This is a genomic window from Clostridium sp. KNHs216 (genome assembly GCF_006714885.1).
Lineage (GTDB): Bacteria > Bacillota > Clostridia > Oscillospirales > Acutalibacteraceae > Caproiciproducens.
The window spans coordinates 634,140-658,071 of record NZ_VFMF01000001.1; the positions used below are offsets into that span (position 1 = coordinate 634,140).

Here is a 23,932-nt window from a genome sequence, read left to right on the forward strand (position 1 = left end):
CTCCTTTTCCCCTTTATTCTTGGGGATCCGTAGTCATTTTAATCTTTGAAAAATCGTGTATGTTCTGAATGTTTTCGAGGATGCCGCGGTGATCTGCGGACGCCATCAGCCTGCTGCGGTTTTTCAGAAGCTTCTGCAGCTCCTCCACACCGCCGGGACCGGCGATACAGCCGCCCTCGCACGCCATGCCTTCCACAAAATCTTCTTCCAGGCGACCGGCGTTCAGGAGCGTCAGAGTCTTTTTGCACTCGGACGCGCCGTTGCATTTCACACAGGTAAACGGAAGATCAAAATTCTGTTCCTCCAGCGCCTGCTTCACCGCGCCGGAAACGCCGCCGCTCTGCGCAAAGCCCTTGCCCGCGCGGCTTCCGTCCTGCTCGTTTTCCGCTTCGTCAAGGACATTGATCTCCCTTGCGCTGAACATGGCCTGGAGCTCTTCAAAGGTCATGACATAGTCGGCGGTATCCTGAACCTTCCGGATTTCAATTTTCTTGGCAATACAGGGACCGATAAAGACGACCCTGCTGTCGGGATGCTCCGCCTTTATGTATCGGACGGTCAGCGTCATAGGAGAAGCGGTGTGCGAAATAAGCGGAACCAGCTTCGGGAAATGCTTTTCAATCATCTCCACAAAGGCCGGGCAGCAGGAGGTAGTCATTTTCTGTTTGCTTTCCAGCGCTTCCCGGAGCTCCTGCGCCTCGTGGAAGGTCGTCGCGTCCGCACCGAGGGAAACCTCTGCGACGCCCGTAAAACCCAGCTTTTTGATCGCGGATTTCAACATGCCGACGTTGGCGGTGCCGAAATGCCCTTCAATGGCCGGCGCGAAAACCGCGTAGACCGGTTTGCCGGATTTGATGTCCTCGATCACGTTGACAATGGCGGAACGGTCCGTGATTGCGCCGAACGGGCAGTTTTTCGTGCAAGCCCCGCAGTTGATGCAGCGGGAATAGTCGATGGCAGCCCGCTTGTATTCGTCTTTTGTAATCGCTTTTACGGGACAGGCACGGATACAGGGGCGCATGGTGTCGGAAATCGCATTGTACGGGCAGGCCGCAGCGCAGCGCCCGCATTCCTTACATTTGGCGGGATCGATGTATGCGCCCTTGGGAGTAATGGAAATGGCGCCGAACGGGCAGGCCGCGTGGCATTTTTTCGCAAGGCAGTGCTGACAGTTGTCCGTGACGTTAAAACGGTTGATCGGACAGCCCTCGCAGGCCGCCGTAAGCACCGCGACAATATTACCGTCATCCTGTCCGGGCAGGTTTTCCCCGCGCGCGGAAATCAGGCGTTCCCGGATAATTTCGCGCTCACGGTAAACGCAGCAGCGGAATTCGGGCAGAGGCCCCGGAATGATTTCATAAGGGATGGTGTCAAGGTGTTCCTTCAGCGTGCCTTCGTATGCGTATTTGGCGGCCTTGGTCAGTACTTCGTATTTTAATTGCTTGGCGTCATTATTATATTGCATGAATAATCCTCATCTAATAGTAATATTTTTCGACTTTTTTGCCGAGCTGCTGCACAAGAGTGCAGAGCTCCTCGATCAGCTTGATCTTAATGCTCAGGTCGGCCGGGAGGCCGGGGTTCTGGTGGGCGGGATTGATCGCCCTGCCGATATAAACCTTCAGGTCGGTACAGTCCTCCAGAAGAAGCCTGGCGAGCATTGCTGCGCCGTTCGGCTGGTCCAGAACATGAAAATAGTAGGAGTCGGTCTGGTGGGAAAGGTAATCCTTCAGGATTTCCACCGTCCGGCTGAGAGTCAGGACGCCCTCGGTCACAAGGTCGATCCCCTCTATTTTTCCGGTGGGCGGAATATCCGGATCCGTGTAATGAATCGTGGTCTCGATCTTCCGGTTCAACACTCTGGATACGATATTGGCGCTGGTTCCCCCGCAGACCACCCTCTTTCCCGTAGAGGTCATAAAATCATGGACGATTCTGGCGTCGTCCTCCTTGCGGACCGGCGGCCCGGAAAGAAGGCTGACCATACAGCGCGGGGTGACTTTTAAAATCAGATCGGTGGAATCGTCCCCCGGCTTTCCCAAGTAAAGCTCGTTGACGGCCTGCGACAGCGAAACCGCAAGCCGCGGCGCGGACGTTTCCTTCAGGGTCGTCTTGGCAAGCCACGCGGAGACATTTTCCCAGTTCCAGCCGAAATTGAGCGCCTGGCCCACACCGGCGTAGACAATGCCGTCGCTGACAAGCGCGATCACATCCCCGGGACAGACGGAAAAATGGCTTTCCGTTACGGTTTTTCCGGCGCACTCTTTGATTTCCGAGCAGTCCTCCAGATCGATGATCCTGCCGTTTCGTACAAAGATGCAGGGGGGATTGTCAAACTCCACCAAAGAGACATCGCCGTCGTCGGATACCCGGATGACGCTGAAGGTAGAGTAGGCCAGCTTGCGGATATTGCAGACCGGCAGCGTTTTGGCGATCGTCTCGACCGCCTCCACCAGGGTCGCTCCCTCCTCCAGCATGGTGGAAATAATACTGCTGGTCAGAGTGGAAAGGATATTGGCTTTTACCCCGCTGCCCAGCCCGTCGGCCAGAACCGCGATGGTGGCGTCCTTTGTACGCGAGACGATCACCTTATCCCCGCACAGCTCTTCGCCGTATTTGTTCAGACTTCGATATGCGGTGTCAACATGCATTTTCATTGTTCATCACCGTCAAACACAATCATATTTTTCAGTTTGGTCAGCGTGACCTTTGTCTCCGCCGTCGTTTCCCCGAGCAGGCTCGCAATCTGCTGCGCGGCAATCATTTGTTTGTCAATGACCTTCTGGGCCATCTCCATGGTCTCACTGCGAAGCTTATACTTGCTTTCCAGCTCCGCTTCCTCACGGGTGATATCCTTGTAAATCCCCATGGCGATGTTTTGCTTCGCGATATACACGATGGTCTGCATCGTGGTAATTCCATAATCCCGGAAATGCACCTTTTTGTCCGGGATGGACTGTCTTGCGTCAAAAACATATTGAAAATCGGAGGAATCCATAATCTCGTAAATGCATTTCTGCAATGCCTCGTGGCGGGAAATCTGAAACGCCTTCTCCGCCGCGGTGTTGAATTCAATGATATTCAGGTCCTTGTCAACAATGATGGTGATGTTGGGCGTTTCGGTCAGCACACAGTTGGAAAGCGATTCGGCGCGTTCCTTCATGTACGGCATACACATGGTCAGCTCGGCCTTGTTCTGGTAGACGGCAACCGCCTTGTCCCGGCAGGTAGGATAGCCGCAGGAACCGCAGTTGAGCTCATCCTCCGGCGACTCCTTGCCGATTTTCGCCAGAATCATGCGGATCGTCGCTTCATCGGGAATATCTTCCCGCACGGAGCAGTCCACAAACTGCATTCCCATGGGAATCTGCTCCGGCAGACTGGGATATTCACCGGCGTCCTCATCCGCGTATTTTCTGACCTTCATGGAGGAGGAGAAACGAGAAGCCGCATCCCTGTTGGAAATAGGACCGTTGATGCAGCCGTCCCTGCACATGTTGATCTCTATAAAGCAATGCCGCAGATCGCCGCGTTCCAGCGCTTTGCAGAGGTCAATGCATTCCGCAGAGCCGCTTACGCTGAGCATCTTCCAGTCGCCCGTATCGCCCATAGAGCGAAGGGAAGCGATGATTCCGTCCGTTACCGGATACATCCGCAGGATTCGCGAGCTTGGGTTGAGAAAGGATGCCGGCTGCGCTTCCTGAATAGAAATATGTTCTTCCTCCATCCATCTGGCCAGATCGTCAAAGGTAATCACGGCGTCCACGTCATTGTTGTGGCGGATATCGGCGGCCTCACCGATCTTTGCGATGCACGGGCCTACGAATACGACGCGGGTACCGTATCCAAAGGTCTTTTTCAGCAGCCTGGCGTGCGCGATCATCGGAGAAACCACGGGCGCCATCTGGTCGACCAGAGACGGATAATAATGCTCGATCAGCCTGTTTGCCGAAGGGCAGCAGGTGGTAATCATATTTTCCATGCGGTTTTCCTGCATCAGCCGGTGGTATTCCGCCGTCACATAGGCAGCTCCCATGCTTGTTTCGGCTACGCCGTAAAAGCCCAGAGCTTTCACGGCCCCCGCAAACTTTTGCACATCATCGAAATCAAAGGAGCCCACGTAGGACGGGGCCACGGAAAGAATGGTCCGGACGCCCTTCCCGATCATTTCCCTGACAGCCGCAGCATCGCTGTTCAGCGTCTTTGCATTCTGCGGGCACTGCTCCAGGCAGGTTCCGCATAAAACACAGTTGCGCTCAATAATCTGCGCCTGTGCATGTTCCACTTTAATGGATTTAACCGGGCAAACCTTTACGCACTTATAACAGTTTTTACAGTTTGCCGCCTTTAAACCGATAATGCCCATTTTATGTCCCCACTTCCGCTTTACTCAGTTACTTGATTCTCGGCACAATTTCGTAGTTAAAAAATGTTTCTGCTTCGGAGGGAGTAACATTGAAGCGCTCCCCGTCCACACAGATGCACACGCCGTTCTTGGAGCATTCCCCCATACAGAACGAACCCTTGAGCGTAACTTTGTCCTCCAGACGGTGAAACGATATCAGCCTTTCAAAAATTTTGATGACGTCGCGCGAACCCTTCAGATGACAGGAACTTCCTATACAGATCGTGATTTCCAAAGTCGCCATCCCTCTCACTCACCATTTTGTTAATTTTTTAACATGTAATTTACGGCATTTCCAGTTGATTCTGCAACAAGTTTCGGTTTCTCCCCCGCCGAAGGCGGGGGAGAAACCGGTTTTGTCTCACAAGCTGAAATGGAATTGCTGTAGTTCGCTTCGGCTGCTTTCACAGCCAATTTCGGACAAAGGGTCTTACAAGGAAAGGTATTGCAGGCTATTTTTATTATAAAGTTTTTCAAGGCTAATTTCAATACGGTTGGCGCATTTACAGTCCTTCCCATAAAAAAGCGGGCGCGCCGCACGGCGCGCCCAAAAGCTGTATTTGCGTTCAGCTTACTCCAGATTCAGTTTCTTTTTGAGCATCCAGTTGGTCAGAAAATAATACGCCACTCCGAACACAAGCATATACACGAGCAATACCAGCAGCAAATACTGGACCGCCAGAACCTGGTCGGAATTGGCCGCCGTATTGAGCCAGCTGAAATAGCGGGTAAAGTTTCCGCCGAAGGACGTCAGCAGAATAGAAGTCACAATCTGCTCGATCACACCGAAGCCCAGATAAGCGCCGATGCCAAGCAGAATTCTATGTTTGGAGCTCATGTTCCCCACCGTGATGGAGGCATAGATCGTAAGGACCTGGCAAAGGACGCCGGCAACCACCAGCAACAGGCTTTCCAGAAGGATCATATAAGCCCCGGGTCCCACTTTGTTTAAGATATCCATACAGGCTGCAAAAAACTGCTGGAGGGACAGAATGGTCTTATCATTTACCGCCAGCACAAAAACGGAAGCCAGCGATACGAGGACGCTCAGAACCGCCCACATCAGAGAGACGAGCATCTTGCAGTCGATATGGCTGTGAATCTTCACCGGCAGCGTAAAGGACAGGTAGCCCTCGTCGGACAACAGATTCTTGTTGTAGCGCTGAATGGTGACCACCAGCGTCATGACGCAGATGCCGATAATGATGACGCCGAAAACCGTTGCGGAAATGACCTGGGGGACTCTCAGATAGTCGGCGTTCACCGCAATGAAGAACTTATTCAGCAGCGCGAAAACAATCAGAAGCGCATACATCGGCAGAAAGATTTTGGCCGTCGCCTGTATTTCATATTTCAAAAGTTTCCTCAGCATTTAAATACCTCCCTGAACAGCGCATCCACGCTCTTATTCTCTTTTTCACGGATGTCGTCGACCGTGGAAGTCAGCACGATGTTGCCCTGATTGATAAAGATGACCTCATCCAGTACCTTTTCAACATCCGCAATCAGGTGGGTAGAGATCACGATGGTGGCTTCGTCGCTGTAATTGCTGATGATCGTGTCGAGAATGTAATCCCTTGCCGCAGGGTCCACACCGCCGATCGGTTCATCCAGCAGATAAAGCTTTGCCTCGCGGCTCATGACCAGAATCAGCTGTACCTTCTCCTTAGTACCTTTGCTCATGGTTTTCAGCCTTTGAGCGGGGTCCACGGCGAGCCGGCGAAGCATGTCATATGCCTTCTGCTTATTGAAATCCTCATAAAAATCAGCAAAAAAATTGATCATGTTGTTGACATTCATCCAGTCGTTCAGGTAGGTCCGCTCCGGAAGATAAGAAACGATCTTCTTTGTTTCTATGCCCGGTTCCATCCCGTCGATCAGAATTTTGCCGCTGGTCGGTGTAATCAGGCCGTTGGCCAGCTTGATCATAGTGCTTTTGCCGCTGCCGTTCGGACCGAGCAGGCCGACAATCCTGCCTTTGGGCACGGCCAGATTGATCGAGTTCAGTGCCAGACACCCGGGAAAGAATTTCACCAGATTTTGGCATTCCAAAATGTTCTCCATTATTTTTCCTCCTTCGATATCCTCTCAAGCAGAGAGATTGTCTGCTGCCTGTCATAGCCCAGATTGCCCATGTTTTCTATAAATTCTTCAATCAGTCCCTGAGCCAGACTGTTTTTCGTCTGCATAATGCGCTCCACATCCTCTGTTACAAATCTGCCGCTGGTGCGCTGTGAATATAATAAGCCGTCATTCTCAAGCTGCGCCAGCGCGCGCTGCATGGTATTCGGGTTGACAGAAGCCTCTCCGGCCATGTCGCGGACCGACGGCAGCTTTGAACCGGCAGGATAAACGCCCGATACGATCAAAAGCTCTATTTGTTCGATCAGCTGTGCATAAATCGGTCTATCGGATTTCAAATTCCAGGCCATGGATCCACCTCCGTTCTGTATTATTGTACTAATGGCTTAATACAATAATACATCATATTTTCAATTTGTCAATAGCTTTTCAAAAAAAACAAAAGAAAAACGCCGGAAGCTTCCTTCCGGCGCACAAGCAGTCAACAGACTTGCAACTAATATAGAATCTGAATTTATTTCCCGTGTATGGAAGACGTCCCCTTTTCGCAAAGATAGGTACTTTCCAGATCCGAGAGGTGCAGCTTTACGGCGATGGGATATTTCTGCCACGCCAGACCGATGGAAAAGCTTCCGCCCCGGACGGATTCGTCGAAGCCGCCCATGTGCCACCGGATAGCGATCGCTTCGCTGGTTTTCAGGCGCATAAACCGCTCGATCAGGAAGACCGATTTTTCACCGTGGCCGTACGGATAGCTGTCCTCGATCGTATAGTACGGGCGCTTTTCCCACGCGCCGGTCTCTTCGTTTTTCACATTGCGGGTGCTCTCTTTATAAAACTGGGCTTTGCAGACGTCGTGCAGAAGCCCACAGATGGCAAAGCTTTCTTCACTGTCCGTCTCCGCGTCGAAGTGTCTGTCCATCATCACATGGTATACGCTGACACTGTGCTGAACAAGTCCGCCCAGACAGGCGCAGTGAAATTTTGTGCTTGCGGGCGCGGTAAAAAAGTCGGTGGTTTTCAGCCATTCCAGCAGCTCCGCGCTCCCCGCCCTCGTGATTTTGGATATGTATATTTTTTCAAAGTCCTCTTTGTATCCCATAACAAATGCCCCCATCCCTATGATATTACTTTATTATATCATAGATACAGGGGCATTCCTAGACCTTCTTACAGCATTTCCAGTTGATTCTGCAACAATTTTGCGTTTCTCCCCCGCCAAAGGCGGGGGAGAAACGTGTTTTGTCTCGCAAACTGAAATGGAATTGCTGTAGCAAATTAAAAATCAAACTTCTCAGAATTTACGGGTAAAGATATCGCTGTGTTCAATCAGACTCTCCACCGTGTCAAAGCCAAGCCGGTGCAGCAGTTCGATTACATAAGGGTTGTCTATCGGGGTCTGATAGACGGCTTCCTGACCGTACTGGTTCACGTTTTCGCGGCCCTCCTCGCGGGGGATCAAAGCCTTCGGCCCGCCGACACAGCCGCCGACACAGCCCATGCCCTCCAGAAAGTTCGCGTCGATTTTTCCCGCCAGCAGGTCGTTGATCATCGCCTTGCAGGCGGGGACACCGTCGGCCTGATGGGCGCGGACGGTGATTTTCCGGTCGGGGCTCAAGCGTTTGGACGTCCTCTGGACCGCCTCGCTGACACCGCCGCTTCTGGCGTAAATTCTTCCCGCGCGCGACGAGTGGTCGCGTTCGTCCTCCGGCAGCGCGGCAAGGTCCAGCTTTGCGAATTCAAAAACATCCTGTATTTCCTGAAAGGTCAGGACAAAGTCCGTGGAATCCGAAATATCCGGTTCGCGCGCTTCGGCCTTCTTGGCGATGCAGGGCCCGATAAAGACGGTAAGCGCATCCGGATGAATGGCTTTAATAGCACGCCCGCAGGCGACCATGGGCGAAACCGCGCCGGGCACATGGGGCATCAGCTCGTGGTACACCTTGCGGATCATGGCGATCCACATGGGGCAGCAGCAGCTGGTAAGCTGGAAGTCGGTTTCCTTAACGATATTTTTATTAAATTCCAGTGCCTCTTTCAGGGTAAGGATGTCCGCAAAAAGGGCAACCTCGACCATACCGGCAAACCCGAGCATTTTAAAGGCGGTCCGCAGCTTTCCGGGAGTCACGTCTTTGCTGAACTGACTGATAAAGGCAGGGGCAATCATTGCGTAAACAGGGGCCTTCGCTTCATGTACGGCGGCAAGCGCGGGCAGAATGTCACGGCTGGCCGTCAGCTTTTTAGTCTGGCAGCTCTCAACGCACTCGGAGCAGCCGACGCACAGGTCTTTATTGATTTGGACATTTCCCTTTTCATCCCTGTAAAGGGCGTCAAAAAGGCATTTCCCTTCGCAGGGCGCCTGCTCGCTGCTTGAGCATTCGCATTCGCCGATGCGGAGCACCGGCGCGTACTTTTCCGGATTCAGCAGACAGTCAAGATGATGCGGGTCGAATTCCTGCTCCCGAATTTTTTCAAGCTCCTGCGGTTCCCTGTTTTCCACCGAAGCTTTTACAAGTCTTTCGTATAATTCATTGAATGTAGTCATGCTTTCCCTCCTGTCCTGTTATTGTATCCGTAAGATACATTTTCAATCATCTGGTAGATTCTGTATTTTCTTATGGCAAAATCATAACACATAGCGGATTTTTTTTAAAGAGATACGGAAGATTTATGCAGTTCCGTCCTCTTTCCGATACAGAACTGCAAATATTTTCGATGTAATGAAATAAATGAAATAATAGGCCGGAGAGATGATATAAAATAAAAGAAAAGGATAGAAAATCAAAAAAGGCGGACGCGCCCCTTGGCTCGGACAAAAACAAAAACGCACCTCACAAAGTGAAGTGCGCAATTTGTGTCCAGCTTCAGGCTGGTGGAGCTACTGGTCAGAATCGAACTGACAACCTGCTCATTACGAATGAGCTGCTCTACCATTGAGCCACAGTAGCGTAATGGAAAAAAGCGTAAGTCCAAACCCGGGACTGCTCTTGCACTAAAAGTGCCTGTCTGAACAGCCAACTAAGATATTATACAAAATCAGAATGCACACGTCAAGAGCTAATCAAATAAATTTATTGTTTAAGGATTATTTTTAGGTGAATAAACATCACGTTATTATCGTGACGGCATTATATATTATATAATCTTGATTAATGCAAGCCCTTTGGCACTTCTTATAAAGGTGGTGTGACCTATTATTGAAAAAATCCATATAAACGAAAGGCTGCGCGAACTGCGTATAAAAAGCGGCTACACACAGGTGCAGATCGCAAAAATATTAAACATTGACCGCTCAACCTATTCGTACTATGAAATTGGCAAAACAACACCCGATATAACCGTACTGATGACCCTTGCCAAGGTCTTCAATATAGCCATAAATGATTTGCTGGCCGATGAAGGAACACCGGAAACAGTAGCGGACAGTGGGGCCAAATCCAACTTTATTTACAGTAAAAAAAATACAAGCCATATTTACGAACTTTCCAGCAATGAAAAAATCCTGGTCGGTGTGTTCCGTTCCTGTACTGTGCAGGAACAGGAAAAAATATTGAGATACCTGAAGGAAAATATAAAAAAGTAACGGAAGCCCCGCAATCCGGATTGAAAGAAATCCGGTTGTATGTTAAAATAACAGCAGTACACGTTCCGAGTCAAAGCCAAGCCTGCTCCGGCGATTGAGGAGTACGTTTGCTTTGGCTTTTTTGCGTAGAATAAAATATTTACCGGAGGTGCTGTTTATGGATTTTGACGCTTTTACCGGAGGGATCGAACCGGGTGGACTCCGAAGCAAAAACCAAATACGCATATTAATCTGCTATCTGCTGTCAAGCCTGGATGCACCGCTTTCAAAGAGCGATATTGTAAATATTATTCAGGATAACGGACTGGCAAACTATTTTGAAGTCACCGACGCGCTGGCGGAGCTGATCGAAAAAGGGAATATCATTGTCAGCGGAGAAAAGGACGAGCTCTGCTCGGCAAGCAGCACCGCCCGGATGATCGCCAAACAGCTGGACAGGGCGCTCCCCCACGTTGTACGGGACAAGGCGGTCGCGGCCGCGATCAACCTGCTGGCCAGAACAAAGCGTGAACGGGAAAACAAGGTGGAGATTACAAAAACCGAACGCGGCTACAACGTCGTCTGCCATATTTCCGGCGGCGATATGGATTTAATGAATTTTACCCTGCATGTACCGGATCTGTATCAGGCCAACATGGTGAAGCACAACTTTCACCAGTCGCCGGAAAACGTCTACCGGATGCTGCTGGCGCTGGTGACCGGAAACAGCGAAATGGCCGCCGATATTTTGAAGGACCACACGGCGGCGCTCAAATAAAACAAAAAAAGACGGGCAAAACCCGCCTGACAGAGAAAGGGAGCTTTCACGCAAGTGAGAACTCCCTTTCTCTGTCTCATTTTATAATCAGATTCAAAAGCAGCAGCAGGGTCACCCCCGGAATACCGGCGGCGCCGGAAATCCCTATGGTGAGCGGACTGAGCGGCAGACTGACCCCGGTAAAAAATCCGGTCAGATTCACCGCGGCAAGCGCGCAAAGGCCCATGATGACACCGCCCGCCGCACGCTGCACGGGCTTTTTTGCCTTGACGATCACCTGAATCACCACGAGAAGCGCAAATACCCCGCACAGGGAAAGCGTAAGAATCAGATTGGGCAAAATCACACCCCCATTTCCTTGCATTTGAAAGGAGTACAGCTGATTCCCCGCTGTTTTGCCAGGTTCAGCAGATATTTGTAACGGGAATGGAGCTCTTCGCGCTGATAAATACAGGCGTCTATCAAATTTTCGTCACATTCCAGTTCAAACCAGCAGTCGTTGCAGGCGATCAGACGACAGACTTCCTTGATTTCTTCCAGAATTTGTTTTTTATCATCATTTTCCTGAACAGCTGCGCAATCCGTGCGCTGCACCAGTTTTAAAACAGATTCCATACTAACAGCTCCGCCTTTCGGTTTTATATTTATGTTAGTATGATGGTCAAATATGCCAAAATTTATACCAATGCTTCAATATTTTGCCAATGAAGAGGGACTTTTTATGGAAATAAACGCAATTAAGGTTCCACGTTTACGGAAGTATCCGGAATAAAGTCGATTCTACCGCTGGTCACATCCGCGGCGACCGCCCGGACGGCAAGCTCTTGCCCAATGGTCAGCTTGCGGCCGGTATTCTCGTCAACCTGCGTGATGACACCGTCGAAGCGGAAACGCGCCCCTTCAAAGCTGTCGACCGGCACAAAGCCCTCGACGGAATTCGGCAGCTCCACAAAAACGCCGCGCTGGGTCACCCCGCTGATGATCCCGGTATAGCATTCGCCGATATGCTGCGTCATATATTCCGCCATATAACAGTCCTCCGCACTGCGCTCGGCCTGCATGGCGCGGACTTCCGCGGAAGAGGAAGCGGAGGCGGCGGCGTTCGCAAACGTCAGGAACCTTCTGTTCAGCTCTCCCTTGTCCTTCGTTTCCAGCATAACGGAAAGGATGCGGTGAATTGCCGTATCCGGATAGCGGCGGATGGGAGAGGTAAAGTGGCAGTAGTCCGCAAGCGCAAGGCCGAAATGCCCGATCGGATTCGTATCGTAGCGCGCCTTTGCCATCGTCCGCAGAAGCTGATGGGAAATGACCTTCTGCGCGGGCGTGCCCTCCGCCTGATGCATGATATCGGCAAAGTCGGCGGTGGTAACGTCCCCCTCGTGCTTCAGGCTGCGCGCGTTCAGTCCGAGCGCTCCCACAAGCTGCGCCAGATTCTCCACACGCTCCGGGCTGGGCTGTTCGTGCACGCGGTAGACAAACGGGATGGCATTCGCTTTGGCCAGCTTGGCGGCGGCCTGATTGGCCGTAATCATCAGCTGCTCGATCATCTGCTCGGAAACGCCCGTCTGCCGGGGCTCCACATTGACGCAGACCCCTTCCCCGTTCAGCGTGAATTTGGATTCCGTGCTGTCCAGATCCACTGTTCCGTTCTGAATGGAACGCGCCTTTAAAAGATCGGCAAGCTCCTTTGCCGCGTTGAGAGAACGGATGACCGGAGCGTATTTTTTCCGCAGATCGGCGTCGGATGTTTTGTCAAACAGCTGGTTCACTTCCGAATAAACGCCGCGAACCTTGGAACAGATGACACTTTTCCGGAACTGATAGGAAAGGATTTCTCCCTGTCCGTCCAGCTGGATGATGGCGGAAAAGGTCAGCTTGTCCTCCCCGGCGTTCAGCGAGCAGACCCCATTGGAAAGCTCCTTGGGGAGCATAGGGATGACGCGGTCGGCGAAATAGACGGAGGTCCCCCTCTCCAGCGCTTCCGCATCAATGGCACTGCCCTCTTTTACATAATGGCTGACATCCGCGATATGGACGCCGAGCTTGTAGCCCGTTTTTGTCCGGCTGACGGAAATAGCGTCGTCCAGATCCTTCGCATCCGCACCGTCAATGGTACAGATGCTGGTGTCGCGCAGGTCAAGCCTGCCTTTCAGATCCTGTTCCGTAACCGTACCCGCGGCGATCTTTCTCGCTTCGGTCAGGACTTCGTCCGGGAATACGGTCCGGATTCCATTTTGGTCAATAATGGCGTCCGCGCAGATTTTCGCGCTGCTCGACTTCCCATAGACCTTCACGATCCGCGCGGAAAGCAGGGAGGTGCGGGGCGCACGGAATATTTCCGCCTGGATTTTGTCCCCGTCCCTCACGTTCTTTGCGGAGCTTTTTTCCACCGGGATATGGTAGCGGATCGCGCCGTCCGGGACAATTTCGCACAGTCCCTGGCCCCGGCTGAGCGTACCGGTAATGATCCGGCTGCTTTTTTCCGAAATTTCGTCCACATGGGCGCTCAGCCCCTTGGCGCTCTGCTTCACATGCTTCAGGAGAACCGTGTCGCCGATAAAGGCCTTTTTCAGGTTGTCGGCATGAATAAACAGATCCTCTCCGCCGTCCGACGGGCGCGCGAAAGCAAAGCCTTTGGAAAGGGACACAATGGTCGCCTTGACGGTTTTCCTTTCTTCCGGCAGACGGACGCGGTGTTTTTTATTGACTTCCACGGCGCCCTCGTCCCTCAGCTGGTTTAAAGCGCGGTAAAAGTTTTTGTTATCCTTCACCCCAAGCTTTTTGATCAGTCCGCGGGAAGTGATGCTCTGCGGATAAGCCTGCAGGTATTTTATAATTTTCTTCTTGATTTCCTCTAACATGGTTCCTCCGAATTTATCATTCATTTTATAATTCCCATTTTTATACAGCCTGCGTAAAACGGGGAGATGTGCCGATAAGAAAAGCCCCGCTTTACACAAGCGGGGCTTTAGCATTCAAGTTACTTCAAAAAGTACATGTACGCGTTGATACCGATCACCAGTACAAAGAATCCAATTGCAATCACTTTTGTCCACCGGGCAAGAAACGCATCTACCGAACGGGCCTTATTCTTTGAAAGAAAAGTATCGGCACCGCCTGTAATCGCCCCGAGTTCCTGCTGATGGCCTTCCTGAAGAAGAACGACAATCGTTATAGCAACTGAAAATATTAATAATATAATCCCGAAAACAACCTCGACAACTGACATAGCGCACCTCCGAATATTCTCGCATAAAACAACTTAAATTATACTAACATAAAAAGTGCGTTTTTGCAAGCATATTTTATGTGCATTCTCAAGTTTTATGCATATGGAAAAGGCAAAAGGGCAATCTAACTACGGACTCATCAAAGCGTCTGCGTTTGCCGCTTTGACCTGACCCGCCGCTGGACTGCTATTGGCTTTTCAGCGGCGTTTTTTATTGTTTCATAGCTTTAGCTGCTCCCCTGCAGTTTCCTCCGCAGTGGGAAGAGACCCGGAAGCCGGAATGTTTTTGCGGTATCGGTTCGGGTTGACCAGCATTCCCTCGCTGTACGGCTCCGCGCGAAGCAGCCTGCTGCCCTTACGGAGTGTCATGGCGGCGACGCCCTGCGTGCTGCGCGTGGACTTGCTGGGAACCGCGCCGGTATGGACCAGAAGGATCCGGCCCTGAAGCGACGTCAGCATAAAGTCACAGTCCTCTTTTACATACGCAATCCGCACGGCCGGGGATTTGTCGCAGTAGGCATTTAAAAGCTTGCGGCGGTTTGTTTTTGTGGCATAGGCGGACATGTCGACCTTTGCGGCTTTACCGTTTTCAAAAAAGAAAAGCATATAGCCGTCATAATCGTGGGTAACCGCCATATAGAGCACGTTCTCGCCCTCGTCCATCCCCAGCTTCGCCGGGATGTACTCTCCAAGAACGCTCGCCTTGGTGTCGCCAAAATCGTTGGCCTTTGCTTTATAGACCTGACAACGGTCGGTGAAAAACAGCAGGTCGGCGGTGTTGCTGTCCTCGATGTGCTGTACGACCTCGTCGTCCTCCTTGAGCTTCTGCTCCCCGCTCATACGCAGGGAAAGCGGGGTGATTTTCTTAAAGTAGCCGTCCCGCGTAAAAAACAGGTTCACCGGGTAATCCGCCACTTCCTCCTCCGCCGAATACTCTTCGATCTCGTTCTGATAAATCATCATGGTTTTGCGGGGCTGGCCGTATTTTTTCGCCACGGCGTCCAGCTCCGAAATAATGATGCTTTTTACCTTGGATTTGCTGTCCAGCACGGACTGCAGCTCGGCAATCTCTTTTTCCAGCTGGCCGATTTCCTCGGTGCGCTTCAGAATATACTCGCGGTTCAGGTGGCGCAGCTTGATTTCCGCGACGAATTCCGCCTGCGTCTCGTCGATGCCGAAGCCGATCATCAGGTTCGGCACGACCTCGCTCTCTTCCTCCGTGCGGCGGACAATGGCGACCGCCTTGTCGATATCGAGCAAAATGGCCTGAAGGCCCTTGAGCAGATGCAACTTGTCCTTCTTTTTCGCAAGATCGTAGAAGGTGCGGCGGCGGACGCATTCGACGCGGAACGCGGTCCATTCTTCCAGCAGCTCCCGGACGCCCAGCACACGCGGAATGCCCCCGACCAAAACGTTGAAATTACAGGAAAAGCTGTCTTCCAGCGGAGTCATCTTAAATAGGCGCTGCATGAGCTTGTCCGGCTCCACGCCGCGCTTCAGGTCGATGGTGATCTTTAAGCCGTCCAGTCCCGTCTCATCGCGGATATCGGAAATATCCTTGAGCTTTCCCTGCTTGACCAGATCGACGACCTTCTCGACAATGGCCTCCACCGTGGTGGTGGGAGGTATCTGGGTAACGTCAACGCAGTTCGCGCTCTTATCGTAGGCATAGCGCGAGCGGATGCGCACGCCGCCGCGCCCGGTGCGGTAGATTTCTTCCATTGCGGCCCGGTCGTAAACCAGCTGGCCGCCGCCCGGGAAATCAGGCGCCAGCAAGGTGGTGGCAACGTCGTGCTCCGGGTCACGCATCAGAGCGGCGGCGGTCTGGCACACCTCGCCCAGGTTGAAGGGGCAGATGGAGCTTGCCATTCCGACCGCGATGCCCGTGTTCGCGTTGACCAGCACGGATGGGAACGTAGCCGGCAGCAGGGTCGGCTCCTTTAAAGTATTATCGTAATTGTCTACAAAATCGACGGTATCCTTATCGATATCCCGGAAAAGCTCCTGACAGATGTCGTCCAGACGCGCTTCCGTATAACGGGAAGCCGCCCAGGCCATGTCGCGGGAATAGAACTTTCCGAAGTTGCCCTTGGAATCCACATAGGGATGCAGAAGCGCCTCGTAGCCGCGGCTCAGACGCACCATGGTGTCGTAAATGGCGGCGTCGCCGTGGGGATTCAGCTTCATGGTCTGGCCCACGATGTTTGCGCTTTTGGTGCGCGAGGAGCCGAGAAGCCCCATTTTGTACATGGTATATAAAAGCTTGCGGTGGGACGGCTTGAAGCCGTCGATTTCGGGGATCGCCCGGGACATAATCACGCTCATGGCGTAAGGCATATAATTTTTTTCAAGCGTATCGGTGATCTGCTGTTCCACAACCGCGCCCGCGCCCTCAATAACGCCGTGCCCGCGCGGCGGCGCCGACTGCTCCGTTCTCTTTTTTGGCATTCTGGTTTACACCCACATTCATTAAAATTTATCCGTATTCATTTTTCAGCTAGCTGACATCCGCTGAATCAATATAGCTGTATCCGTTTTCCGCAATATAATCCTTCCGGCCGCTCAGATTGTCGCCGAGCAGAAGATCAAACATCGCGCTGGTCCCGGCCGCGTCCGTGGGCATCACCTTGATCAGGCGGCGTGTCGCCGGGTTCATCGTGGTCAGGTTCATCATGTCCGGCTCATTTTCGCCCAATCCCTTGGACCGCTGAATCGTAAACTTTTTTCCGCTCAGCTTTTTCAGCACTTCATCCTTTTCCCGTTCGGTATAGGCAAAATAAGTATTGTCCTTCGCCGCGATCTCAAAAAGCGGGGATTCGGCGATAAAGACTTTCCCCTCTTCGATCAGCGTAGGGGTCAGGCGGTACAGCATGGTCAGAAGCAGGGTCCGGATCTGAAAGCCGTCCACGTCGGCATCGGTGCAGAGGATAATTTTATTCCAGCGAAGAAGGGACAGGTCGAAAGAGGACAAATCCTTGTTTGCCTTCGACTTTACCTCGACGCCGCAGCCCAGCACCTTGATCAGGTCGGTGATAATATCGTTCTTGAAAATCTTGTCATAGTCGGCTTTCAGGCAGTTCAGGATTTTGCCGCGGATCGGCATAATGGCCTGAAAGTTCGGGTCGCGCGCCTGTTTGCACGCGCCGAGGGCGGAATCTCCTTCCACAATAAAGATTTCCCGCTCGTTCACGTCGCGGGTGCGGCAATCCACGAACTTGGCGACGCGGTTCGTAATGTCCATATTGCTGGTGAGCTTTTTCTTGATATTCAGGCGGGTTTTCTCCGCGTCCTCGCGGCTGCGCTTGTTGATGAGCACCTGAGCGGAGATTTTATCCGCATCGACGGGATTTTCGATAAAATACACCTCGAGCTGATGGCGGAGCATCTCCGTCATCGCTTCCTGGATGCCTTTATTGGTAATGGCCTTTTTGGTCTGATTTTCATAGGAAGTCCGGTTGGAGAACGAAGAAATAATCAGTACAAGGCAATCCTCGACGTCGGCAAAAGTGATTTTGCTTTCGTTTTTGTTGTACTTTCCCGTCTGCTTCAAATAAGCGTCGATCTGATAGACAAACGCGTTGCGCACCGCCTTGTCCGGCGCGCCGCCATGCTCCAGCCAGCTGGAATTGTGGTAATATTCAATCAGCTTATTACGGTTGGAAAACGCCACCGCCACATTGATTTTCGTCTTGTACATGGGCTTGTCCGCGCGGTCGCGCACCTTGCGCTCCGCCTGCCAGAATTGGACAGGAGTAAGCGCGTCCTCCCCCGCTATTTCCTTGACGTGGTCCACGATTCCCTGCTGATACAGCATTTGGGTCTCTTCAAAACCGGAACCGGTCTGGTTGCGGAACAAAAAGCTGATGCCGTCGTTAACGATCGCCTGACGGCGAAGCACGTCCAGATAATACTCCACCGGCACGCTGATGTCGGTGAATACCTGAAGGTCCGGCTTCCACCGGATGATGGAACCGGTATCCTTTTTATTGTACGCTTCTTTTTTCAGTCCGCCGATATTTTCCCCGTGCTCAAAATGCAGGGTATAACGGAACCCGTCGCGGCGGACCTCCACATCCATATATTCCGAAGCGTACTGCGTGGAACAAAGCCCAAGGCCGTTCAGGCCGAGGGAATACTCGTAGCTCTCGTCCGAATCATTGTTGTATTTTCCGCCGGCGTAAAGCTCGCAGAACGCAAGCTCCCAGTTAAAGCGCTGCTCCTTCTGATTATAATCGACCGGGCAGCCGCGGCCGTGGTCCTCTACCTGGACCGAGTTGTCGCTGAAACGCGTGATGGTGATCTGCTTTCCGTAGCCTTCGCGCGCCTCATCGATGGAATTGGACAGTATTTCAAAGATGGAATGCTCGCAGCCCTCTATGCCGTCCGATCCAAAGATGACAGCAGGGCGCCGGCGCACACGGTCCGCGCCTTTCAGCGAGGAAATACTCTCGTTTCCATATTCCGTTTTCTTAGTCATACCAACATATCGCTCCTAAATCTATTCACTGTTTTTGAAGTTCCTTCCGCAGAACACGGCAATTTGCGCTTTCCGCACAATCGTACCAATTCTTATTATACACAAATATTCCAGACAGCAAAAGGGGAAATGTGGCAACATTCCCCCCTGAATTTTTTATTCTGCTGTAGCGCCGGATAGCTGGCCCCCGTCGGAAAACTCCTCCGGAGGTTCGGGTCCCTTCTCTTCCATCATTTCTTTGAACTGTTCGCCGGACATTTTTTCGTTCTGGTAAAGGAATTTTGCTACTTCGTGCAGCTTATCCATGTGTTCTCTCAAAATGCTTTCCGTTCGGTTGTAAGCGGTCGTCATCAGGGTTTTGACTTCCTTGTCGATCATGGACGCCGTCTCTTCGGAATAGTTCCGGATGTGGCCCATGTCGCGGCCAAGGAACGGCTCGCCCTGATCCTGCCCGTAGGTGATCGGGCCAAGAGCATCTGTCATGCCATATTTTGTGACCATGCTGCGCGCAAGCTTTGTGGCGCGCTCAATGTCATTGGAAGCGCCCGTGGAAATGTCGTCAAGCGTAAGCGCTTCCGCAACGCGCCCGCCCAGCAGCACCACCAGATCCTCCTGCATCTCCTTGCGGGATTTGTAGGAACGGTCCTCGGTCGGAAGATGCATGGTATAGCCGCCCGCCATACCGCGCGGGATGATGGAAATCTGGTGAACGGGGTCCTGTGTGGGGCAGAAATAGGTGGAAACCGCATGGCCGCCTTCGTGATACGCGGTGAGGGTCTTTTCCTTTTCCGTCATCACATGGCTCTTTTTCTCGGTACCGACCACCACCTTGATGGTGGCCTCCTCGATTTCCTCCATGGTAATGGCTTTCAGGCTCTTCCTTGCGGCCAGAAGCGCCGCTTCGTTCAAAAGGTTTTCGAGATCCGCACCGGTGAAACCGGCGGTGGATTTCGCAATTGTTTTCAGATTGACGTCCGGCGCAATCGGCTTGCCGCGCGCGTGGACCTTCAGAATTTCCTCGCGGCCCTTGATATCCGGATAGCCGACCATGACCTGACGGTCAAAACGGCCCGGACGCATCAGAGCGGGGTCTAGGATGTCGGGACGGTTGGTGGCGGCAATCATGATAACGCCCTCGTTCGCGCCGAAGCCGTCCATTTCCACCAGCAACTGGTTCAGGGTCTGCTCCCGCTCGTCGTGCCCGCCGCCGAGACCGGCGCCGCGCTGACGGCCGACCGCATCGATTTCATCGATGAAGATGATGCAGGGAGAATTCTTTTTCGCCTGTTCAAACAGGTCGCGCACACGGGAGGCGCCTACACCGACGAACATTTCAACGAAGTCGGAGCCGGAAATGGAGAAGAACGGCACGCCGGCTTCTCCGGCCACAGCGCGCGCCAGCAAGGTTTTACCGGTACCCGGAGGACCCACGAGCAGCACGCCTTTCGGGATACGGGCGCCAAGCTCGTTGTATTTTTTCGGATTCTTCAGGAATTCGACAATCTCGCGCAGCTCTTCCTTTTCCTCGTCGGCACCCGCCACGTCGGCAAAGGTCGTCTTGCGCTTTTCGTCCGCCATCTGCTTGATCTTGGCCTTGCCGAAATTCATCTGCTTGCCCGCGTCGCCCATGCTGGTGTTCAGGCGCTTCATCATAAACCACCAGAACAGGACCATGATGCCGAGGGTGACGAGCATGGGAAGCATGCTGGCGATCCACGAGGTTTCCGCCGGATGCTTCAGGTTATAGACCATCAGGGCGTTCGGATGATCCTCGTCGTACTGTTTGATATCATCGCGGATATCGTCGTACAGCAGCTGAGCATTCGGGGCCACGTAGGATATCTGCGTCTTATCCTTCAGCTTGATGATCATTTCGCCGCTGCCCATGTCCATGGAAAACTCCGGAACCTGCTGGTTCTGGAAGTAATGCAGGATATCGGAATAATTGTAGGTCTTTTGCGGCCTGTTGCCGTAAATCATGGCAATCAGGATAAACAGCAAAATAGGCACACCAATAAACAGGCCGATATTTTTAAGTGTTTTTTTGTTATCCAAATGAAGTTCACTCCTTACTTGAGTCGCCTGACGCCTTTCGGTCAGCTTCCTCGTAAACCTCCGGTTTTAGAATTCCCACAAACGGAAGGTTCCTGTATTTTTCATCAAAGTCAAGGCCGTAGCCGACTATGAATTCATCCGGAACAACCGTTCCGGCGTAATCAGCTTTTATGTGGGCGGTCCGTCTGTCCGGTTTATCAAACAGAGTGCAAACCTTAATGCTCTTCGGGGAGCGGGATTGAAGCAACTCGAGTATGTAGCTTAAGGTCAGCCCGCTGTCAAGAATATCTTCAACGACCAAAAGATCGTAACCTTCCAAGTTAATGTCCAGGTCCTTAACGATTTTCACCACACCGGAAGTCTTTGTTCCGGAGCCATAGCTGGAAACGGACATAAAATCAATGCTGCAGGGAATGGTGATTGCACGCATCAGATCGGCCATAAAAACCACGGAGCCTTTCAGTACACTGACCATCAAAAGATTTTTATCCCTGTAGTCCTCGCTGATCCGTTTGCCCATTGTCTGTACGATGTCAGCAAGCCTCTCCTCGCTGAACAGTACGGACTGAATATCATTTCTCATGTTTCGAACTCCTTAATTATTATTTCCGCTATATTGTGAGTGTCCCCGGTGACACAGGCTCGCTGTGAAACACCAAAACCCTCTATCCAGATAATTTCCCCGCCGCTTTCAAGTATTGCAATTTTACCGCGCTGAGACGGCGCGACTGCCCCTTCGTTGAAAAGCTTTTTGAGGCTCTTTGTGACACCGCGTCCGGCAGGACGGAAAGTATCGCCGTTCCGTCTGTTCCTAACGGAGGTAGTACTAGATATTGTATCATAGTTAATTAGATTATTAAATAACAATTTATTAAATTTGTGGCATTTTTCTAATTCTTTTTCGGTCAGTTTTACGACCGTAAGCGTTCTTCCGTCCGGCAAAAGGGTTTTTGGGGCGATAAAAGGTACGCTCCACTCCCCAAAAGAAGCCGAGTCGCTTCCGGCGGCAATAGAAAGAGTATTGCCCTGTGCGATACATTGTATTCTTCCGGCAACGGTCGCGGAGCCGGTTCCTTCACGCACAATTCCGGCGACGGCCTCAATATGGCGGCTTTCCAGCCTTACCCTGCGCACCCTTTCCACACCCATGGCGATTGCCCGCGAAAGCAGTGGACCGGGCAGCTCACGCAGCGTTTCCAGACGGTATCCGCCGGGGCAGGCGGCCGCTTCCAGCCGTTCGTGCGCAAGCTTGTTCAGATATTCGTCGTCCTCGCTCAGGCGGCCGGTCATTCCGAAAACCGCCGACTCAAAGGCGGGATTGATTTCGCGCAGAACGGGGATGACGCCGAGCCTGATTTTGTTGCGCTCATACTCCGCTTCAAAATTCGTGCTGTCCGTCACATAATGCAGGCCGTAATGCGCACAGTAGGCTTCCACCTCGGCGCGCGTAATGCCGATCAGCGGGCGGACGATATTCCCCCGCACCGGCGGGATCCCGCGCAGGCCGCGCGTCCCCGCGCCCTTTGTCAGGTTCATCAAAACGGTTTCAGTGCTGTCGGACAACGTGTGGGCCGTGGCGATTTTCCCGTTTTCCCCGGCAAGCTCTTTGAAAAATCCGTAGCGCACGTTGCGCCCGCACTCCTCAAGGCCTTCGGATTTCTCCGCGGCCAGAGCGCGCACATCGGCGTGCAGAAGCTTCAGCTCGACCCCATTTTCCCCGCACCACCGGGAAACAAAGCGTTCGTCGCCGTCGGCTTCCTCTCCGCGCAGCCCATGGTTAATATGCGCCGCGATCAGACGAATATGACGGGGTTTCCCATATTTTAAAAGAAAATGAGCAAGCGTCAGGGAATCCGCGCCGCCGGAAAGGCCGACCACAACGGTGCAGCCCGGGGGCAGCATGTTCCACCTGACGATTACTCCTTGAATCTTATTTTCAATATTTAAAATGTCACTGTTCACTGCGGACAACCTCCTGCGCCGTAAAGCGCATGAACTCACCCTGCCAGTGCAGAGGGACCGTCTTTGTTTCACCGTGACGGTTTTTGGCGACAATGCATTCCCCGCTGTTCCGGTCGGCGTTTTCATTCGGCGTTTCCGCATCCTGATAGTAGTCCTCGCGGTACAGGAACAGAACGATATCCGCGTCCTGCTCAATGGAACCGGAATCACGCAGGTCGGACAGAACCGGGCGGTGATTGGTGCGCTTTTCGCTGTCACGGGCCAGCTGTGAAAGCATCAGCACCGGCACGTTCAGCTCCTTCGCCATGATCTTCATATTCCGGGTAATCGCCGAAATTTCCTGAACACGGTTGTCGGTTTTACCGGAGGCGGTCATCAGCTGCAGGTAGTCGACCACCACCAGATCAACCTCTCTGAGCCGTCTGATTTTGGCCTTCATTTCGCCCACCGTAATGGACGGATTGTCGTCGATATAAAACTGGGTCTTGGAAAGGACGTCGCCCGCTTCAATAATGCGGATCCATTCATCCTCGCTTAATTTCCCGGTGCGCAGCTTGGTGCCCCCGACCAGAGCCTCGGTGGACAGCAGGCGCGACGCCAGCTGTTCCTTACTCATTTCCAGCGAGAAGAACGCAACCCGCTTGTTCGCCTTTACCGCCGCGTGCCGCGCGATATTCAGCGCGAAGCTGGTCTTTCCCATGCCGGGACGCGCGCCAAGCAGAATGAAGTCGGTGCGGTTCAGGCCGGTGATGGTTTCGTCCAGCTCCTTAATGCCGGTCGGCACGCCTTTATACAGATCGGCGTCCGGGGAATTCAGCAGGTCGAGCCGGTCGAAGGTCTGCACGATGATTTCGTCCAGACGCTGCAGCCCCTGCATATTTTTGCCGCGCCGGATGTCAAAGATGCGCTGCTCCGCGGAATCGAGCAGAGTGGCCGCGTCGGCCGCGCCGGAGGAAGCTTCCTCGATGATATCGCGAGACGTGGTGATAAGGGTGCGCACATCGTATTTGTCCCGCACGATGCGGGCATAGGATTCCACATTGGAAATGGAGGGAACGAGCTGCGCAAGCTGAAGCAGATAGGTCTTTCCGCTTGCCTCGTCAAAGCCCGGCGCGCCCTTCAGCCGTTCCAGAAGAGTGACGAAATCCACCGGCTGGGCGACGGTAAACATCTCCAGCATGGTGGAATAAATCAGGCCGTTGTTTGTCTGATAAAAATATTCCGGGCGCGGAAGGATCTCCGCGACACGGTCCAGGCAGGAGGAATCCAGAAGGATGGCGCCCAGAACGGACTGCTCCGCTTCGGGACTGAACGGCAGATTCAGCGCGCTGTAGCCGCCCGTTACCATCTCATCCATCTTCTTTCCCCCTCTCCGGCTCTAT

General features: G+C 52.7%; 21 protein-coding genes and 1 tRNA gene. 2 read left to right on the plus strand and 20 right to left on the minus strand.

Going from position 1 to position 23,932, the window contains the following annotated elements:
* Positions 1–13: 13 nt before the first annotated feature.
* The 10 genes from LY85_RS03130 to LY85_RS03175 all read right to left on the minus strand — a co-directional run bounded on the left by LY85_RS03130 (position 14) and on the right by LY85_RS03175 (position 9,435).
* Positions 14–1,465 (minus strand): 4Fe-4S dicluster domain-containing protein, encoded by a 1,452-nt coding sequence (locus LY85_RS03130; protein WP_141825419.1) that lies wholly within the window; start codon positions 1,463–1,465, stop codon positions 14–16.
* A 13-nt stretch (positions 1,466–1,478) separates the two neighbouring features.
* The gene (locus LY85_RS03135) at positions 1,479–2,657 is read right to left on the minus strand and encodes a SpoIIE family protein phosphatase (RefSeq protein WP_141825420.1); all 1,179 of its coding nucleotides are present in this window, start codon (positions 2,655–2,657) and stop codon (positions 1,479–1,481) included.
* The gene (locus LY85_RS03140; protein ID WP_141825421.1) at positions 2,654–4,366 is read right to left on the minus strand and encodes a [Fe-Fe] hydrogenase large subunit C-terminal domain-containing protein; all 1,713 of its coding nucleotides are present in this window, start codon (positions 4,364–4,366) and stop codon (positions 2,654–2,656) included. Before LY85_RS03140 ends, LY85_RS03135 begins: the two co-directional genes overlap by 4 nt.
* A 28-nt stretch (positions 4,367–4,394) precedes the next feature.
* The gene (locus tag LY85_RS03145) at positions 4,395–4,649 is read right to left on the minus strand and encodes an NAD(P)H-dependent oxidoreductase subunit E (RefSeq protein ID WP_347562401.1); all 255 of its coding nucleotides are present in this window, start codon (positions 4,647–4,649) and stop codon (positions 4,395–4,397) included.
* Between the two features lie 327 nt (positions 4,650–4,976).
* Complete coding sequence (locus LY85_RS03150; protein WP_141825422.1) at positions 4,977–5,777, minus strand: hypothetical protein; 801 nt, start codon at positions 5,775–5,777, stop codon at positions 4,977–4,979.
* On the minus strand, positions 5,771–6,469 hold the full coding sequence (locus tag LY85_RS03155; protein ID WP_141825423.1) for an ABC transporter ATP-binding protein: 699 nt from the start codon (positions 6,467–6,469) through the stop codon (positions 5,771–5,773). Before LY85_RS03155 ends, LY85_RS03150 begins: the two co-directional genes overlap by 7 nt.
* Positions 6,469–6,837 carry a GntR family transcriptional regulator gene (locus LY85_RS03160; RefSeq protein WP_038324705.1) on the minus strand — a complete coding sequence of 123 codons (369 nt, stop codon included), beginning with the start codon at positions 6,835–6,837 and terminating at the stop codon, positions 6,469–6,471. Before LY85_RS03160 ends, LY85_RS03155 begins: the two co-directional genes overlap by 1 nt.
* A gap of 164 nt (positions 6,838–7,001) precedes the next feature.
* Entirely contained in the window at positions 7,002–7,589 is a 588-nt protein-coding gene (locus LY85_RS03165; RefSeq protein ID WP_141825424.1) for a hydrolase, read from the minus strand.
* 192 nt (positions 7,590–7,781) lie between these two features.
* The gene (locus tag LY85_RS03170; protein WP_038324707.1) at positions 7,782–9,032 is read right to left on the minus strand and encodes a [Fe-Fe] hydrogenase large subunit C-terminal domain-containing protein; all 1,251 of its coding nucleotides are present in this window, start codon (positions 9,030–9,032) and stop codon (positions 7,782–7,784) included.
* 328 nt (positions 9,033–9,360) lie between these two features.
* Positions 9,361–9,435, minus strand: a tRNA-Thr gene (locus LY85_RS03175).
* Positions 9,436–9,710: 275 nt separating this feature from the next.
* Between LY85_RS03175 and LY85_RS03180 the strand changes: the two genes are divergently transcribed.
* Positions 9,711–10,070, plus strand: a complete 360-nt coding sequence (locus LY85_RS03180; RefSeq protein ID WP_279231011.1) for a helix-turn-helix domain-containing protein — start codon at positions 9,711–9,713, stop codon at positions 10,068–10,070.
* Positions 10,071–10,227: 157 nt separating this feature from the next.
* Entirely contained in the window at positions 10,228–10,827 is a 600-nt protein-coding gene (locus tag LY85_RS03185) for a DUF4364 family protein (RefSeq protein ID WP_038324710.1), read from the plus strand.
* A gap of 76 nt (positions 10,828–10,903) precedes the next feature.
* On the opposite strand, the gene LY85_RS03190 is transcribed toward LY85_RS03185, so the two are convergent.
* From LY85_RS03190 to dnaB, 10 genes are all read right to left on the minus strand, one after another.
* Positions 10,904–11,167: a pro-sigmaK processing inhibitor BofA family protein gene (locus tag LY85_RS03190; RefSeq protein ID WP_038324712.1), complete on the minus strand. Its 264-nt coding sequence runs from the start codon at positions 11,165–11,167 to the stop codon at positions 10,904–10,906.
* Positions 11,168–11,169: 2 nt separating this feature from the next.
* Positions 11,170–11,442 carry a DUF2508 family protein gene (locus tag LY85_RS03195; RefSeq protein ID WP_141825426.1) on the minus strand — a complete coding sequence of 91 codons (273 nt, stop codon included), beginning with the start codon at positions 11,440–11,442 and terminating at the stop codon, positions 11,170–11,172.
* A gap of 122 nt (positions 11,443–11,564) precedes the next feature.
* On the minus strand, positions 11,565–13,712 hold the full coding sequence (gene rnr / locus LY85_RS03200; protein WP_243122468.1) for a ribonuclease R: 2,148 nt from the start codon (positions 13,710–13,712) through the stop codon (positions 11,565–11,567).
* A gap of 95 nt (positions 13,713–13,807) precedes the next feature.
* Positions 13,808–14,056, minus strand: a complete 249-nt coding sequence (secG, locus tag LY85_RS03205) for a preprotein translocase subunit SecG (RefSeq protein ID WP_141825428.1) — start codon at positions 14,054–14,056, stop codon at positions 13,808–13,810.
* Positions 14,057–14,275: 219 nt separating this feature from the next.
* Complete coding sequence (locus tag LY85_RS03210) at positions 14,276–16,504, minus strand: DNA topoisomerase (ATP-hydrolyzing) subunit A (protein WP_141825429.1); 2,229 nt, start codon at positions 16,502–16,504, stop codon at positions 14,276–14,278.
* A gap of 49 nt (positions 16,505–16,553) precedes the next feature.
* A complete protein-coding gene (locus tag LY85_RS03215; RefSeq protein WP_141825430.1) occupies positions 16,554–18,533 on the minus strand; it encodes a toprim domain-containing protein in 1,980 nt (659 codons plus the stop codon).
* Between the two features lie 156 nt (positions 18,534–18,689).
* Complete coding sequence (gene ftsH, locus LY85_RS03220; RefSeq protein WP_141825431.1) at positions 18,690–20,588, minus strand: ATP-dependent zinc metalloprotease FtsH; 1,899 nt, start codon at positions 20,586–20,588, stop codon at positions 18,690–18,692.
* Between the two features lie 7 nt (positions 20,589–20,595).
* Positions 20,596–21,171, minus strand: a complete 576-nt coding sequence (gene hpt, locus LY85_RS03225; protein WP_042081954.1) for a hypoxanthine phosphoribosyltransferase — start codon at positions 21,169–21,171, stop codon at positions 20,596–20,598.
* Complete coding sequence (gene tilS / locus LY85_RS03230) at positions 21,168–22,550, minus strand: tRNA lysidine(34) synthetase TilS (protein WP_141825432.1); 1,383 nt, start codon at positions 22,548–22,550, stop codon at positions 21,168–21,170. The genes hpt and tilS overlap by 4 nt, the downstream gene beginning before the upstream one ends.
* On the minus strand, positions 22,540–23,907 hold the full coding sequence (dnaB, locus tag LY85_RS03235; protein WP_141825433.1) for a replicative DNA helicase: 1,368 nt from the start codon (positions 23,905–23,907) through the stop codon (positions 22,540–22,542). Before dnaB ends, tilS begins: the two co-directional genes overlap by 11 nt.
* Between the last annotated feature and the right edge of the window lie 25 nt (positions 23,908–23,932).